This is a genomic window from Allobosea sp. OAE752, from assembly GCF_050433265.1.
Taxonomy (GTDB): domain Bacteria; phylum Pseudomonadota; class Alphaproteobacteria; order Rhizobiales; family Beijerinckiaceae; genus Allobosea; species Allobosea spartocytisi.
In genome coordinates this window covers 13,918-28,819 of the sequence record NZ_JBNPXO010000006.1, presented here as the reverse complement: position 1 = coordinate 28,819, position 14,902 = coordinate 13,918, and the positions used below count along the sequence as shown (strand labels likewise).

General features: G+C 67.7%; 13 protein-coding genes. 8 read left to right on the top strand and 5 right to left on the bottom strand.

From position 1 onward, the window contains the following. Nucleotides 1-2: 2 nt before the first annotated feature. The 4 genes from GGC47_RS16750 to GGC47_RS16735 are packed head-to-tail and all read left to right on the top strand — an operon-like array spanning nucleotide 3 to nucleotide 5,535. On the top strand, nucleotides 3-2,084 hold the full coding sequence (locus GGC47_RS16750) for a hydantoinase/oxoprolinase family protein (RefSeq protein WP_429068537.1): 2,082 nt from the start codon (nucleotides 3-5) through the stop codon (nucleotides 2,082-2,084). Between the two features lie 2 nt (nucleotides 2,085-2,086). Continuing rightward, complete coding sequence (locus GGC47_RS16745) at nucleotides 2,087-3,733, top strand: hydantoinase B/oxoprolinase family protein (protein WP_142023021.1); 1,647 nt, start codon at nucleotides 2,087-2,089, stop codon at nucleotides 3,731-3,733. A gap of 27 nt (nucleotides 3,734-3,760) precedes the next feature. Then, entirely contained in the window at nucleotides 3,761-4,681 is a 921-nt protein-coding gene (locus GGC47_RS16740) for an ABC transporter permease (protein ID WP_370955203.1), read from the top strand. Beyond that, entirely contained in the window at nucleotides 4,678-5,535 is an 858-nt protein-coding gene (locus GGC47_RS16735) for an ABC transporter permease (protein WP_051987962.1), read from the top strand. Before GGC47_RS16740 ends, GGC47_RS16735 begins: the two co-directional genes overlap by 4 nt. 41 nt (nucleotides 5,536-5,576) lie before the next feature. On the opposite strand, the gene GGC47_RS16730 is transcribed toward GGC47_RS16735, so the two are convergent. Next, nucleotides 5,577-6,497 carry a LysR substrate-binding domain-containing protein gene (locus GGC47_RS16730; protein WP_038362954.1) on the bottom strand — a complete coding sequence of 307 codons (921 nt, stop codon included), beginning with the start codon at nucleotides 6,495-6,497 and terminating at the stop codon, nucleotides 5,577-5,579. Between the two features lie 214 nt (nucleotides 6,498-6,711). Here GGC47_RS16730 and GGC47_RS16725 point away from each other — a divergent pair, with 214 nt between their 5' ends. The 4 genes from GGC47_RS16725 to GGC47_RS16710 all read left to right on the top strand — a co-directional run bounded on the left by GGC47_RS16725 (nucleotide 6,712) and on the right by GGC47_RS16710 (nucleotide 11,357). Beyond that, nucleotides 6,712-8,781, top strand: coding sequence for a hydantoinase/oxoprolinase family protein (locus GGC47_RS16725; protein WP_370955204.1), 2,070 nt, complete (start codon nucleotides 6,712-6,714; stop codon nucleotides 8,779-8,781). A 10-nt stretch (nucleotides 8,782-8,791) separates the two neighbouring features. After that, a complete protein-coding gene (locus GGC47_RS16720; RefSeq protein WP_113251899.1) occupies nucleotides 8,792-10,555 on the top strand; it encodes a hydantoinase B/oxoprolinase family protein in 1,764 nt (587 codons plus the stop codon). A gap of 107 nt (nucleotides 10,556-10,662) precedes the next feature. Then, nucleotides 10,663-10,872, top strand: coding sequence for a hypothetical protein (locus GGC47_RS16715; protein ID WP_112764930.1), 210 nt, complete (start codon nucleotides 10,663-10,665; stop codon nucleotides 10,870-10,872). A gap of 161 nt (nucleotides 10,873-11,033) precedes the next feature. Further along, nucleotides 11,034-11,357: a hypothetical protein gene (locus GGC47_RS16710; protein WP_133565408.1), complete on the top strand. Its 324-nt coding sequence runs from the start codon at nucleotides 11,034-11,036 to the stop codon at nucleotides 11,355-11,357. 132 nt (nucleotides 11,358-11,489) lie between these two features. On the opposite strand, the gene GGC47_RS16705 is transcribed toward GGC47_RS16710, so the two are convergent. The 4 genes from GGC47_RS16705 to GGC47_RS16690 all read right to left on the bottom strand — a co-directional run bounded on the left by GGC47_RS16705 (nucleotide 11,490) and on the right by GGC47_RS16690 (nucleotide 14,902). Next, a complete protein-coding gene (locus tag GGC47_RS16705) occupies nucleotides 11,490-11,822 on the bottom strand; it encodes a hypothetical protein (RefSeq protein ID WP_133565407.1) in 333 nt (110 codons plus the stop codon). A gap of 182 nt (nucleotides 11,823-12,004) precedes the next feature. Further along, nucleotides 12,005-12,775: a 2-dehydro-3-deoxy-D-gluconate 5-dehydrogenase KduD gene (kduD, locus tag GGC47_RS16700; protein WP_142023020.1), complete on the bottom strand. Its 771-nt coding sequence runs from the start codon at nucleotides 12,773-12,775 to the stop codon at nucleotides 12,005-12,007. Further along, nucleotides 12,775-13,611, bottom strand: coding sequence for a 5-dehydro-4-deoxy-D-glucuronate isomerase (gene kduI / locus GGC47_RS16695; protein ID WP_142023019.1), 837 nt, complete (start codon nucleotides 13,609-13,611; stop codon nucleotides 12,775-12,777). Before kduI ends, kduD begins: the two co-directional genes overlap by 1 nt. A gap of 10 nt (nucleotides 13,612-13,621) precedes the next feature. Further along, nucleotides 13,622-14,902, bottom strand: coding sequence for a TRAP transporter large permease (locus GGC47_RS16690; protein WP_142023018.1), 1,281 nt, complete (start codon nucleotides 14,900-14,902; stop codon nucleotides 13,622-13,624).

Below are 14,902 nucleotides of genomic sequence, written 5' to 3'. Positions count from 1 at the left end.
TCATGACCGTTCAAGACGAAACCACCCTGAAGCTGCGCGTCGGCGTCGATTCCGGCGGCACCTTCACCGATGTCTGCATGTTCGACGAGACGCATGGCGAGATCCATGTCTGGAAGGTGTCGAGCACGCCGCAGGACCCTTCGCTGGGCATCGCCGGCGGCATCGAGCAGGGCGTCGCAGAGGTCGCCAAGGCGACGGGGCAGAAGGTCGACGTCGTCTATTTCGGCCATGGCACGACGGTCGCGACCAATGCGCTGATCGTCGGGCGCGGCGCCGAGACGGGCCTCATCACCACCAAGGGCTTCCGCGACGTGCTGGAATTGCGCCGGCAGAAGCGCGATTCCCTCTACGACATCCAGACGCAGAAGCCGCGCATCCTGGTGTCGCGCGACAAGCGTCTCGAAGTCAGCGAGCGCGTGCGCTTCGACGGCAGCATCCACACCCCGCTCGACGAGGAGGAGGTCCGTGCCGCCGCCCGCAAGCTGAAGGCCGATGGCATCACCACGGTCGCCGTCTGCTTCCTGTTCTCCTTCGTCGAGCCGGCGCATGAGAAGCGCGTCAAGGAGATCCTGGCCGAGGAGATGCCGGGCGCCTTCGTCTCGATCTCGCATGAGGTCGCCCCCGAGTTCCGCGAGTACGAGCGGCTCTCGACCACGGTCGTGAACGCCTATCTCGGCCCGATCATGAAATCCTATCTCTCGAAGCTGCAGCCGCGGCTGGCCGAGATCGGCATCGACGCCCATCCGCATCTGACCCAGTCGAATGGCGGCGTGATCTCGTCGGAGGTGGCGCAGAACTTCCCGGCGCGCACCGTGCTCTCGGGGCCGGCGGCCGGCGTCATCGGCGCTTTGTCCGTTGGCGGCCTTTCCGGCTTCGACAACATCATCACCTTCGACATGGGCGGCACCTCGACCGACGTCTCGCTGATCGACCGCGGCCGGCCGCAAATGTCGAACGATGCCGTCGTTCACGGCTATCCGCTGAAGCTGCCGATGCTCGACATCCACACCGTCGGCGCTGGCGGCGGCTCGATCGCCCATATCGATGCCGGCGGCCTGCTCAAGGTCGGCCCGCGTTCGGCCGCCGCCGATCCCGGCCCGGTCTGCTACGGGCGCGGCAACGAGGAGCCGACGGTCACCGACGCCAATGTCGTGCTGCAGGTGCTGAACCCGACGCATCTCCTGAATGGCCGCATGAAGATCGACCAGGCCCGCGCCAAGGCGGCGATCGGGCGCCTCGCCGACCAGCTCGGCCTCGGCGTCATGGAGACGGCCCAGGGCATCATCAGCGTCGTCATCGCCAATATGGCCAAGGCCATCCGCGTGATCTCGGTCGAGCGCGGCTATGATCCGCGCGACTATGTCATGCTCGGCTTCGGCGGCGCCGGCCCGATCCATGCCGCCCGGCTCGCCCGCGAGCTGGAGATCCCGCGCCTCGTCGTCCCGAAATATCCGGGCATCATGTGCGCGCTCGGCCTGCTGCTCACCGATTTGCGGACCAATCTCTCGCTGACGCGGCTCCTGCCTCTGAGCGAGGCCGGTGCGCCGGGCATGGAGAGCGGCTTCGCCGGCCTCGAGGAGCGCGGGCAGGACTGGTTCGCGCAGGAGGCGATCCCCGAGGAGCGCCGCTCGCTGATCCGCTCGGTCGACATGCGCTATGGCGGCCAGGGCTACGAGCTCACCGTGCCCTGCCCCGCCGGCCCGATCGACGCGGCCGCCCTCGTCACGCTGCGCGCGGAGTTCGAGCGCATCCACAAGCAGGTCTATGGCTATGTCGCCGCCGAGGAGCCGGTGCAGGTCACGACGCTGCGCATCGAGGCGGTCGGCCTCGTGCCCAAGGCCGACCTCAAGGCCTATCCCCCGGCCTCCGGCACGAGCAATGTCGCGATCACCGGCTGGCGCGAGGTCTGGCTGCCGGAAGCCGGCGGCTTCACCAACTGCCCGATCTATGACCGCGCCTTGCTCGGCCCGGGCCATGAGATGACCGGTCCCGCCATCATCGACCAGATGGATTCGACCACGCTCGTCCTGCCCGGACAGGTCGCGACGGTCGATGCCCATCTCAACCTCATCATCGAGGGCTGACCATGCTGGACAAAGCCAAGACGCAGCTCGACCCGATCACCGTCGAGGTCATCGGCAGCGCGCTCACCACCATCGTCGAGGAGATGGGCAAGGCGATCATCCGCGCAGCCTACTCGACCAACATCAAGGAGCGGCAGGACTGCTCGACCGCGCTGTTCGACGCCGCCGGACGCACCATTGCCCAGGCCGAGCATATCCCGGTGCATCTCGGCTCGCTGCTCGGCATCGCCGAGCACGTCTTCAAGAACCACGATCTCTCGACCGTGCGCCCGGGAGACGTCTTCGTCGGCAACGACGCCTATACCGGCGGCGGCACCCATCTCAACGACATCGTCTTCCTGGAGCCGATCTTCCATGGCGACAAGCTCGTCGCCTGGGTGACGAACCTCGCCCACCATTCCGATTTCGTCGATCGCGGCCACGCCCATATCTTCCAGGAGGGCCTGCGCATCCCGCCGGTCAGGCTCTATCGCGAGGGCGTGCTCCAGGAAGACCTGATGCAGCTCATCCTGCTGAACTGCCAGGTTCCGCGCGAGCGCATCAACGACTTCCGCGCCCAGATGGCGGCCAATCGCCTCGGCGTGCAGCGCTACCAGGCGCTCTGCGACAAATACGGCGCCGAGACGGTGCGCGCCGCCGGCGCGCAGGTGCTGGACTATACCGAGCGGCGCACCCGCGCCGGCATCGCCCAGATTCCGGACGGCACCTACAGCTTCCGCCACGACTTCGACAGCAACCTGATCGATGGCGTGATGGACCTGAAGGTGGTGATCGAGGTCAAGGGCGACGAGATCTTCATCGACTTCCCCGATGCGCCCGAACAGGTCCGCGCCCCCATCAACATGGTCTATACGGCGCTGCTGGCGACGGTGTATTTCGCCGTGAAGGCGATCGTCGATCCCGATCTGCCGGCCAATTCCGGCTTCCACCGGCCGATCCATGTCTCTGCGCCGCTGGGCTCGGTGCTGAACTCGACGCCGCCGGCCGCCGTCTACAGCCGCACCGATATCGGCCAGCGCCTCGTCGACATGATCTTCGCCGCGCTCGCCGATGTCGTGCCCGAGCGGATCGCCGCGGCCTCGACCGGCGGCACGCTCCTGACCACCAGCGGAATCCATCCGCGCACCGGCCGCTTCTACGTCTATAACGAGATGCATGGCGGCGGCATGGGCGCGCGCGCCGACAAGGACGGGCTCGACGGCGTGCAGGTGAACACGACCAACACGGCCAACCTGCCGATCGAGGCGCTCGAGATCGAGCACCCCGTCATGGTGAAGTGCTACGAGCTGGTGCAGGATTCCGGCGGCGCGGGCGAGTATCGCGGCGGCATGACGCTCAGGCGGCGCGTCGAGATGCTCGACCACACCGCCCGCATCTCGGCCGGCGGCACCAACAGCATCGTGCCGCCCTTCGGCCTCAAGGGCGGCCAGGACGGCCTGACCGCGCGCGTCGAGCTCTCGCCCGGCGCCAAGCCGCTCGACCGCCGCGCCGGCATCCTGCAGCCGGGCGAATGGGTCGGGATGGTGGCGGCTGGCGGCGGCGGCTTCGGCGACCCGAAAAAGCGCGACCGCGCGCTGGTCGAGCGCGACCTGCGCGAGGAGCGGATCTCGCGCGAGGCGGCCGTGGAAATCTACGGGCTGAAGCTCTGAGGATCGTCTGACGATGGAGGCCGCCGGATGCCGCGCCACCTGACCTCCCGCCTCGGCGAAGGCCTGATCGCGATCTGGGGCGTGGTCACGATCGTCTTCGTCGTCTCGCGGCTGCTCGGCGACCCCGCCGTGCTGCTGCTGCCGATCGGCGCGACGGAAGCGCAAATGCAGGAGCTGCGCACGCAGCTCGGGCTCGACCAGCCACTGCTCCAGCAATATCTGACCTTCCTCCTCCATGCGCTGAAGGGCGATTTCGGCCAGTCCTTCCAGTTCGCGCGCCCGGCGCTCGACGTCGTACTCGAAAGGCTGCCGGCCACGGCCCTGCTCGCCGGCTGCGCGCTGGCGATCGGCGTGCTGATCGGCGGCATGGCCGGCGCGCTCGCCGCGATCTATCGGGGATCCGCGATCGAGGGGCTGGTCCTGCTCGTGGCGCTGCTCGGCCAGGCGACGCCCTCCTTCTGGCTCGGCATCATGCTGATCCTGCTCTTCGCGGTGCAGCTCGGCTGGTTCCCGACAGGCGGCTACGGCGAATGGCAGAACCTTGTCCTGCCCTCGGTGACATTGGCCTGCTTCACCACGGCCAGCATCGCGCGCCTGCTGCGCTCCTCCATGCTCGACGTGATGCGCGACGACTATGTCCGCACGGCCTATGCGAAGGGCCTCGCCCCCCGCCGCGTCTATATCTGGCATGTCGGCCGCAACTCGCTGATCCCGGTCATCACCATGACCGGCATCCTCGCAGGCGAGCTTCTCGGCGGCGCCGCCGTGACCGAGACCGTCTTCGCCTGGCCGGGCGTCGGGCGATTGATCGTGCAGGCGATCGAGACCAAGGATTTCCCGGTCGTGCAGGCCGGCGTCGCCGTGGTCGCCACCATCTTCGTCCTGGTCAATCTCCTGGTCGACCTGCTCTACACCCTGATCGACCCGCGCATCCGGCAGGAATCATGAGGCTGCTCTCGTTCCTGCATCGCCAGCGCGCGAACTGGCTGGGCCTGCTCGGCGCCGCCTTGCTGGTGCTCCTGCTGGTGCTGGCGCTCGCCGGGCCCTGGCTCGGCCTGCCCGACCCGACGCGCGGCGATCTGAAGGCCCGGATGATGGCGCCGACGCTCTCCTGGGCCGGGCTGGGCGCCCACCCCTTCGGCACCGACCAGCTCGGCCGCGACATCCTGAGCCGCATCATCGCCGGCAGCCGCGTCACCCTGACCATCGCGGGCTCGGCCGTGATCCTCGGCGGCATCGTCGGCGTGTTTCTGGGCCTCGTCGCCGGCTATTTCGGTGGCTGGTACGACCGCATCCTGATGCGGCTGGTCGACATTCAGCTCGCCTTCCCGCTGATGTTGCTGGCGCTTCTGGTCGTCGCCGCGCTCGGCCCCAGCCTGCACAACCTGATCGCCGTGCTCGCCCTGACCAGCTGGGTCCGCTATGCCCGCATCGTCCGGGCGCAGGTCCTGACCGTCCGGGAGCGCGAATTCGTCCAGGCGGCGCTCGCCATGGGCGCAGGCCATGCCCGCCTGCTCTTGCGCCACATCCTGCCCAACGTCCTGACGCCGGTCTTCGTCGTCGCGACGCTGGAACTCGCGCGCACCATCGTGCTCGAAGCCGGCCTGAGCTTCCTCGGCCTCGGCATCCAGCCGCCCTCGCCGAGCTGGGGCCGGATGCTCGCCGACGGGCGCACCTATATCGCCAGCGCCTGGTGGATCATCACCCTGCCCGGCCTCGCCCTGATGCTCACCGTGCTCAGCGTCAATCTCTTGGGCGACTGGCTGCGCGACTGGCTCGATCCGCGCGCCGACCGGCACTGACCGCATGCGGCGCGCGCCGCCGCGGCAACCGAAGGCCGGCGTCAGGCCCAGCTCTTCGCCAGATCGTCGATGAAGCTCGTCGCCGTCGCCTTGGCTTCGTTGGCGAAGTCCGCGATCAGCGGGACGTTGCGGGCGTCGCGCGCGAAGCAGACCAGAAAATCCAGCGGGATGGTCGGCTCGAACGGACGCACCACGACCTGCTTCTCCACGCCCGCGATGAAGAGCGGATGCACCAGCGAGACCCCGAGCCCCGCTGCGACGAAATGGCAGAGCGTCGAATTGGAGTCGGCAGTCAGGACGACATGGGTCCGGACATTGTAGCTCTCGAACATGCTCGCGACCTTCTGCCCGGTATAGGTCTCGGTGTTGAAGGCGACGAAGGGAACGTCGTGCAGGTTCTCCGGCCGGATGACCTTCAGCGCCGCGAGCGGATGGTCCATCGGCATGATGCAGAGCAGCGGATGCTCGAAGAGCGGTTCGGTGACGATGTAGGGGTTCGCGGCGCGGGCCGTGACGATCCCGATGTCCAGCACGCGCGTCAGCACGTATTCGGGAATCCATTGCGAGCTCGGCGACTTGACCATGCAATAGACATTGGGATTGCGCTTGAGGAAGCTCATCGTCGTGCGCTGCATATAGGCGCCGCTCAAAGCGGGGATGGCCCCGATCACCAGCCGCCCCTGATCCTCGCGCTTGATCAGACCGATCGCGCTTTCGACCTGGCGCATCCCCACGAAGATCCGCGCGACCTCCTCATGCAGGCGCAAGCCCTGCGCCGTCGGGAACAGCCGCCCCTTGTAGCGGTCGAAGAGCTTGAGGCCGTTGTCTTTTTCGAGCTGCATCAAGAGCTTGCTCGCAGCCGGCTGCGAGATATAGAGCGCCTCGGCGGCCCGGCTGACCGTGCCGTGCTCGATCAGCGCCTTGAAGATCTCGATCTGACGAAGATTGATCGCGCGCGGCATGCTATAACCTTGGGAATAGAGTGCTGCCGAATTTCTATTGGACATAATACCATACCCGTCCCTAGCGTCGTCAACACGGCGGAACAGATGGCTGGGACGTTGCAGGGCCAATTCCGGAAAGACCGGCCCCTTGGCGGCCGCCTCGCGCTCGCCGCCGCAATCGCCGATCTCGGCGCGAAAGCGCTCCGGCCCGCGACACCGTCGGGCCGACCGGATGACCATGAGGGGTAATGGCGGCATGTATCGCATCGGCGTGGATGTGGGCGGAACCTTCACCGACTTCGTGATGGTCGATACCGAAGGCGGCCCGACCGCCTTCCACAAGGTGCCTTCGACGCCGGACGATCCTTCGCGCGCCATCGCCTCGGGCATCGTCGAGATGTTGGAGCTCAACGCGGTCTCGCCGGACGATGTCGGCTATGTCGGCCATGGCACGACCGTCGCCACGAACATGGTGATCGAGCGCCGCGGCGTGCCGACCGGGCTCCTGACCACCCGGGGTTTCCGCGACGTCCTGGCCATCGGGCGCCAGACCCGGCCCTCGCTCTTCGACTGGTCGGTGCGCAAGCCCGAGGAGCTGGTCGAGAGGCATCGCCGGGTCGAGGTCGAGGAACGCCTCGACAAGACCGGAACGCCACTGACCGCGCCCGATCTCGAGGCGGTGGAGACACTCGTCGTCCAGCTGCGGGACAGCGGCGTGAAGGCCATCGCCGTCGGCTTTCTGCACTCCTACCGCAACCCGGCGCATGAGCGCGCGGTCCGCGACCTGATCGCACGCGTCGCGCCGGATCTCTACGTCAGCATCTCCTCCGAGGTCGTCGCCGAGTTCCGCGAATATGAGCGCTTCTCGACCACGGTCCTGAACGCCTATGTCGGCCCGCGCACCCAGAAATACCTGCACCGCCTGCGCGAGAAGATCGCGGCCTGCGGCATCCGCGTCGAGCCGCTGACCTTCCATTCCAATGGCGGGCTCCTGCCGGTGCAGACCGTCGAGGAATTGCCGGTGCTCACCTGCCTGTCGGGGCCGGCGGCAGGCGTGATCGGCTCGGCCCGGATCGGCGCCGAGATCGGCGAGAGCGAGATCATCACCTTCGATGTCGGCGGCACCAGCACCGACGTGTCGCTGATCACCGGCGGCCGGGCGCAGTTCACCTCGAGCCGGCTTGTCGCCGGCCACCCGGTGCGGATGCCGATGGTCGACATCCATGTCATCGGCGCCGGCGGCGGCAGCATCGCGCGGCTGGACGATGCCGGGGCGCTGAAGGTCGGGCCGATGAGCGCGGGCGCCATGCCGGGGCCGATCTCCTATCTGCGTGGGGGCACCGAGGTCACGCTGACCGACGCCAATATCGTGCTCGGCCGGCTGAACCCGGTCGCCCTGCTGGAAGGGCGGATGAAGGTCGATCGCGGCCTCGCCTATGCGGCGATCCGCAGCCAGATCGCCGACCCGCTCGGGCTTTCGGTCGAGGAAGCCGCCTACGGCATCGTCAGCATCGCCACCGCCAATATGAGCCGGGCGATCCGCTCCGTCTCGATCGAGCACGGGCATGATCTCGGCGCCTTCACGCTCTTCGCCTTCGGTGGCGCGGGGCCCTTGCATGCCGCTGACGTCGCGGAGGAATGCGGACTCGACAAGATCGTCGTTCCGCAGGAGCCCGGCACGCTTTGCGCGCGCGGCGTCCTGCTCTCCGATCTCAGCCGCGACTATGTGCGCACGGCCCTGATCCGCGTGAGCTCGGAGAGCTGGGCCGACCTCGTCGCGCTCGGCGCCGAACTCTCCGAGGTCGGCCGCGCCTGGCTGGCGACGGAGGCGATCCCGCATTCCGGCCAGGAGCTGCTCTTCACGCTCGATGCGCGCTATCGCGGCCAGAGCCACTACATCCCCGTGCCGCTCGACGATCTGCGGAGCGACCTGCTCGACGATTTCGTCGGCCGGTTCCACCGCGCCCATGCCGACCAGTTCGGCTACAGCCTGGACGGGCGCGACATCGAGGTGGTCAATGTCCGGCTCAAGGCGGTCTGCCATGTCAGGAAGGGCGAAAGCGCGGCACCAGCGACCGGCACCTCGCTCGACGCCGCGCGGATCGAGACGCGCCAGGTCTATTTCGGTCCTGATCGCGGCTGGGTCGAGACGCCGATCTACCGGCGCGCGCTCCTGCCCGCCGGCATCCCGTTCGCGGGGCCGGCGATCGTCGAGGAGATGAGCGGCACGACGGTCATCCTCCCCAGCCAGAGAGCCGAGGTCGACGGCCTCGGCAATATCCATATCGCGCTCGAGCGTTGAGGATCCGACCATGCCGATGCCCGTCAAAGCCGCCCCGTCGATCGCGGGTTTCGATGCGATCGCGATGGAGGTCTTCGCCAATCGCCTGCTCTCGATCACCGAGACCATGGCGATCAACATGATGCGCTCGTCCTTCTCGGCGCAGATCAAGGAACGCCGGGACTTCTCCGTCGGGCTGTTCGACGGGCAGGGCCGGCTGGTCGCACAGGGGACGCATATCCCGGTCCATCTCGGCTCGCTGATGGGCGTCGTCGAAGCCTTGCTGGCGCGCTATCCGCGCGCCGAAATCCGCCCGGGCGACGCCTTCATCTCGAACGACCCCTACGCGGCCGGCGGCACGCATCTCCCCGACATCGCCATCGCGACGCCGGTGTTCCACGGCGAGGAGCTGATCGCCTTCGTGGTCAATATCGGCCACCATACCGATGTCGGCGGCGCCGTGCCCGGCTCGGTCTCGCCGACGGCGCGCTCGATCTTCGAGGAGGGCCTGCGCATCCCGGCGATGCGGGTCAGCCGCCAGGGCGAGGTCGACGAGGACCTCCTCAACCTGATCGCGCTGAATTCGCGCCTGCCGGAGGAGCGCCTGCTCGATCTGCGCGTCCAGGTCGCCACCAATGAGCGCGGCTGCGACGCCGCGCTGGAACTGGTGCGCCGCATGGGCGTCGACGGTTTCAAGGCGCGCATCCGCGACCTGCTCGCCTATACCAAGCGGCGGCTGGACCTGCGCATCGCCGGCCTCGCGGAAGGCCCGCCCAGCCGCTTCACCGCCTGGCTCGACGATGACGGCCTGCCCGATGGCGAGATGGTGCCGCTTTGCGCCGCCGTCAGCGTCGAGAACGGCAAGCTGGTGATCGACTTCGCCGGCAGCGGGCCGGAGGCGCGCGGAGCGATCAACATTGCCCCGAACGCCCTGCGGGCCACGGCCTATTACTGCGTCAAGGCGCTGCTCGATCCCGAGCTGATGGCGAATTCCGGCATGATGGATTCGATCGTCCTGCGCGCGCCGGAAGGCAGCATCGTCAATCCGCGCTCGCCGGCCCCGGTGGGCTCGCGCACCATCGCCTGCCAGCGCCTGGCCGGCGCGATCTTCGGGGCCTTCCAGCCGCTCGTCGATCCGGGCACCCGCATCGCCTCGGCCTATGACGTGCTGCCCTCCTTCAGCGTCTCCGGCCACCGCCCCGAGAACGGCAGCTTCTACATCTGCGGCGAGACGGTCGGCGGCGGCGGCGGCGCCCGCTGCGACGGCGACGGCATGGACGGAATCCATGTCCACGTGACCAATTCGCTCAATCTCCCGACCGAGGCGCTGGAGAACGAGTTCCCGCTCCATGTCGAGGAATACGCCTTCGTGCGGGACTCGGCCGGCTGCGGCCGGTGGCGTGGCGGCATGGGTATTGCCCGCACCGTGCGCGCCCTGCACGACAGGACGAATCTCGAAGCCCGCTCCGACCGGCACAAGGCCGGAGCGCCCGGCGCGGAGGGCGGCCTGACCGGCGGAAAGGGCCGCGTCACCCGCAACCCCGGAACCGGGCGCGAGCAGGCGCTGCCCTCGAAGATCGCCCAGCTTCTCGTCGATGCCGGCGAGACCATTCGCATCGCGACGCCCGGCGGCGGCGGCTTCGGCGATCCGGCGCAGCGGCCGGCCGCCCTGATCGCGACCGATCTGCTCAACGAGATCATGACCGAGGACCACGCCCGCGCCGGATATGGCGACGCGCTGGTCGATGCCGCGCTGGCGCTGCTCAGGGACGGGCGGAGGCGCTCGGCGGCCTAGATCGCGACAAGGATCGAAGCCAGCGCACCCCTGCGACAATCGACGGGGGTTGAATCGATCCGGCGCAGGCGGCCTAATCGCCGGCCCTAACGGCAAGGAGGAATCCAATGCGACTGGCGCTCGCCATCATCACCTTGGCTCTGACCGGCTGCAACAGCACGCCCCAGTCCGATCACCCCGCCCGCGACCTCACCGTGGGAACCGCCCAGTGCTCGAAGTTCAAATGGGGCACCTCCGAGATGGCGCAGTGCCTCGACAACGCCGCCAGAAGCCAGTCCGCCACCAGCCGCACCGGCGGGACCGACAACAGCGGCTGAAGGCGTTTGCCGCGCTCCGGGAAGCCCCGCCCTCGCCCCTCCACGCGGCGCCGAGCGCCCTGGCGTCGCATCATGGCAGATGAACGAAGGCGAACGATTTCGTTCAGCCTGCGTTCCAATACCGAGGGCTTTAATGCCCGACAGCAGAAAGGGAGATTCCCATGCGTCGGTATTCAGTTTTGGCAGCGGCCATCCTTGGCGCCGCTTCGGTCATGGCGGTGGCGCCGATGGCCCGGGCAGGCGAAGCGCTGCCGCAGGTCCTGGCCCAGCAGCTCGACCAGCAGCCGCTTCACTTCGCGATGACCGAGGCGAAGCGCGAGCGGTTGATGATCATGCAGGAGACCATGGCGCGCCAGCGCTATTATGGCCGTGGCGACGGCTATGGCTATGGCCGCGGCTATGGCTATGGTCGACGCTATGGCGGCCCGCCGCCCTGGGCGCCCGCCTATGGCTATCGCCGTCATTATTACGACGATCGCTGGTGAGATGCCCGCAGAGTCCCTTCGTCACGGCCTCTGTCGCACCGGACCGGAAAGCGGTGTCCGCTCTCCGGCAGAATCCGATGCGATGACGAGAAGATCGATCGCCACGTCACGCCCGTCAGGACGCGCGGCGATCTAGTCGGGCAGGCGATGGCCTGCCAGGAAGGCAGCGACGCTCAGCTTGTGACCGGGCTGGGCGGCGCAGTGCCGCTCGACGGCGTCGATGATGACCTCGTCCGAGAGATGAGGCAGCCGCCTGGGCGATTGCTGGCGCAGGGCATCGACCAGCCAGCGGCCGATGGCGGCATGCATCTCCGCATCCGTCGCCTCCCGCTTCATCCAGAGCTCGCAGGTGATGTAGTCCTGCAGGAACTCGCCCTTGCCCGGCTCCGCCGGCCATGCGGGCGATGGCGCACCCGTTGCCAGGATCGCGGCCAGCACCAGCCCGCGCATCGTCGTCCCTCTCATCGCCATCTCCGGAGCCCCGCCAACCGATCCCGAAGCATCGTCGCGGCGAAGCGGACACCGGCTCGCGTCAAGACGATGCGATGGGACAAGGAAGCGGAGCATGTCGCGATGCCCGTCATCGATCAAGACGGGCGCGGGTTCCGTGGAACGCGTTGAGCGACTCGCGGTATCCGTCCATCGCGTCAGCGCGCCAGCCAGCCGCCATCGACGGGTAGGACGACGCCATGGACATAGGCCGCGGCGTCCGAGGCGAGGAACACCGCCGCTCCGCCGAGTTCCTGCGGCTGCCCCCAATGGCCGGCCGGAATGCGGGCCAGGATCGCCTCGTTGCGTACCGGATCGGCCCGCAGCGCCTCCGTGTTGTTCGTCACGAAATAGCCCGGTGCGATGGCGTTGACGTTGATGCCCTTGCCCGCCCATTCGCAGGCGAGCAACCGCGTCAGCCCCGCAAGCCCGCTCTTCGACGCCGTATAGGAGGGGATGCGGATGCCACCCTGGAAGGAGAGCAGCGAGGCGATGTTGATGACCTTGCCGCCCTTGCCGTCGGCGAGCATGCGTTTCGCCACCCCTTGAGTCAGGAAGAAGGTCGACTTGAGGTTCACATCCATCACCGCGTCCCAATCGGCCTCGGTGAAATCGAGGGCGTCGGCACGGCGGATGATGCCGGCATTGTTGACGAGGATGTCGAGGCGCGAGCCGTCGGCCTTCGCTGCCGCCTCGGCCTCTTCCACGATCCGCGCAATCGGCTCCAGCGTCGCGAGGTCGGCGGCGATCTCGTGGAAGGGCTGACCGGTCGCCCCGACCAGCACCTTCGTCTCCGCCATGCTCGAGCGGCCGACCGCGACGATGCCGGCGCCGGCCTGGGCGAGCGCGACCGCGATCGCCTGGCCGAGGCCCGTATTGGCCCCGGTGACGATCGCGGTCCGGCCGCCCAAATCAAACGGTGAGCGCATCAGCGCAGATCTCCGGTCGCGACCATGTCCATGTCGGTATAGTCGACATTGTCGCCGCCCATGCCCCAGATGAAGGAATAGGCCTTCGTGCCGACGCCGGAATGGATCGACCAGCCGGGCGACAGGATCGCCTGCTCGTTGGCGACGACGAGATGGCGCGTCTCCTGCGGCTCGCCCATCAGATGGAAGACGCGGGCATCCGTGGGAACGTCGAAATAGAGATAGATCTCGCAGCGCCGGTCATGGACATGCGCCGGCATGGTGTTCCAGATGCTGCCTTCGTCGAGGGTGGTCACGCCCATCACGAGCTGGCAGGTCTCGCAGACGCCAGGGATGATGTACTGGCGGATGACGCGCTTGTTGGCCGTTGCCTGCTCGCCGAGCGCGATGGTCTTGGCATCAGCCTCCCGGATCACCTTGGTCGGGTGCACGGCATGGGCCGGGGTCGAAAGCAGGTAGAACTTGGCGGGATTGCCGACATCGTCGCTGGCGAAGGCGACCTCGCCCGCTTCCTTGCCGACATAGAGCGCATCGCGCTTGGCGAGCAGGTAGTCCTTGCCGCCGACAGAGACCTTGCCGGGGCCGCCGACATTGACGATGCCGAGCTCGCGCCGCTTCAGGAAGGCATCGGTGCCGACCGCCTTGGGCGTCGGCAGCACGACGGCTTTGCCCACCGGCATGGCGCCGCCGACGATGACGCGGTCGAGATGGCTGTAGGTCAGCTTGATCTCGCCGGGAACGAACAGCGTCTCGATCAGGAAGTGGCGCCGCAGCTCCGCCGTGTCGAAGCCCTTGACGGCCTCGGGGTGGGAAACCTGGCGAATCTCGATGGTCATGGTCGGTCCTTCAGTGGAACAGGCGCGGCAGCCAGAGCGACAGGCCGGGCACATAGGTGACGAGCAGGAGCACGGCGATGCTGGCGCCGTAGAACGGCCAGATCGTGCGCATGGACTCGCCGATGGAAATGCGGCCGATGGCGCAGGCGACGAACTGCACCGAGCCGACCGGCGGGGTATTGAGCCCGATGCCGGCGTTGAGGATCAGGATCACCCCGAAATGCACGGGATCGACGCCGAAGGCCTTCACCACCGGCAGGAAGATCGGCGTGCAGATGATGATCATCGGCGCCATGTCCATGAAGGTGCCGAGCACCAGCAGGATCAGGTTGACCATCAGCAGGATGGTGATCGGGTTGTCCGACACTGCCTTCATCGCGGCGATCGTCGCTTGCGGCACCTCGAGGAACGCCATCAGCCAGCCGAAGGCGCCGGCCGTGCCGATGACCAGAAGCACCATCGCCGTGGTCCGCACCGCGCCCAAGGTCGCCTCGACGAAGGCGGTCCAGGTCAACTGGCGATAGACGAAGATGGTGACGAGGATCGCGTAGACGACGGCGACGCAGGAGGATTCCGTCGCGGTGAAGACGCCGGAGCGGACGCCGCCGAAGATAATGCCGATCAGCAGGATGCCGGGCAGAGCCAGCACGACATAGCGCCCGACCGTCGCGAAGCCGGGGAAGGGCTCGCGCGGATAGCCGCGCTTCACCGCGACCGCCCAGGCCGCGACCATCAGCGCGGCGCAAAGCAGCAGGCCCGGCACGACACCGGCCGTGAAGAGGTCCGCAATCGAAAGATTGCCGCCGGCCGAAAGCGAATAGATGATCATATTGTGCGAGGGCGGGATCAGCAGGGCAATGATCGCCGCATTCGCGGTGACGTTGACGGCATAGTCGGCGTCGTAGCCGCGCTTCTTCATCTGCGGGATCATCAGCCCGCCGACGGCGGAAGCATCGGCCACGGCCGAGCCGGAGATGCCGCCGAACAGCGTGCAGGTGACAACGTTCACCTGGCCGAGCCCGCCGCGCAGATGGCCGACGAGGCTCGCCGCCATCTGGATCAGGCGCTCGGCGATGCCGCCGCGGATCATCAAATCGCCGGCATAGATGAAGAACGGGATCGCCATCATGGCGAAGGCGTTCATGCCGGAATTCATCTGCTGGAAGACGACGACCGGCGGCAGGCCCATATAGGCGACGGTCGCGACCGAGGCGATGCCGAGGCAGAAGGCCACGGGTACGCCGATCAGCAGCAGAACCGCGAAGACGCCGAAGAGAATCCAGAGTTCCAT

Coding starts and splice junctions, on each gene's coding strand:
- GGC47_RS16750 (WP_429068537.1), top strand. CDS start 3: ATGACCGTTCAAGACGAAACCACCCTGAAGCTGCGCGTCGGCGTCGAT.
- GGC47_RS16745 (WP_142023021.1), top strand. CDS start 2,087: ATGCTGGACAAAGCCAAGACGCAGCTCGACCCGATCACCGTCGAGGTC.
- GGC47_RS16740 (WP_370955203.1), top strand. CDS start 3,761: ATGCCGCGCCACCTGACCTCCCGCCTCGGCGAAGGCCTGATCGCGATC.
- GGC47_RS16735 (WP_051987962.1), top strand. CDS start 4,678: ATGAGGCTGCTCTCGTTCCTGCATCGCCAGCGCGCGAACTGGCTGGGC.
- GGC47_RS16730 (WP_038362954.1), bottom strand. CDS start 6,497: ATGCCGCGCGCGATCAATCTTCGTCAGATCGAGATCTTCAAGGCGCTG.
- GGC47_RS16725 (WP_370955204.1), top strand. CDS start 6,712: ATGACCATGAGGGGTAATGGCGGCATGTATCGCATCGGCGTGGATGTG.
- GGC47_RS16720 (WP_113251899.1), top strand. CDS start 8,792: ATGCCGATGCCCGTCAAAGCCGCCCCGTCGATCGCGGGTTTCGATGCG.
- GGC47_RS16715 (WP_112764930.1), top strand. CDS start 10,663: ATGCGACTGGCGCTCGCCATCATCACCTTGGCTCTGACCGGCTGCAAC.
- GGC47_RS16710 (WP_133565408.1), top strand. CDS start 11,034: ATGCGTCGGTATTCAGTTTTGGCAGCGGCCATCCTTGGCGCCGCTTCG.
- GGC47_RS16705 (WP_133565407.1), bottom strand. CDS start 11,822: ATGAGAGGGACGACGATGCGCGGGCTGGTGCTGGCCGCGATCCTGGCA.
- kduD (WP_142023020.1), bottom strand. CDS start 12,775: ATGCGCTCACCGTTTGATTTGGGCGGCCGGACCGCGATCGTCACCGGG.
- kduI (WP_142023019.1), bottom strand. CDS start 13,611: ATGACCATCGAGATTCGCCAGGTTTCCCACCCCGAGGCCGTCAAGGGC.
- GGC47_RS16690 (WP_142023018.1), bottom strand. CDS start 14,902: ATGGAACTCTGGATTCTCTTCGGCGTCTTCGCGGTTCTGCTGCTGATC.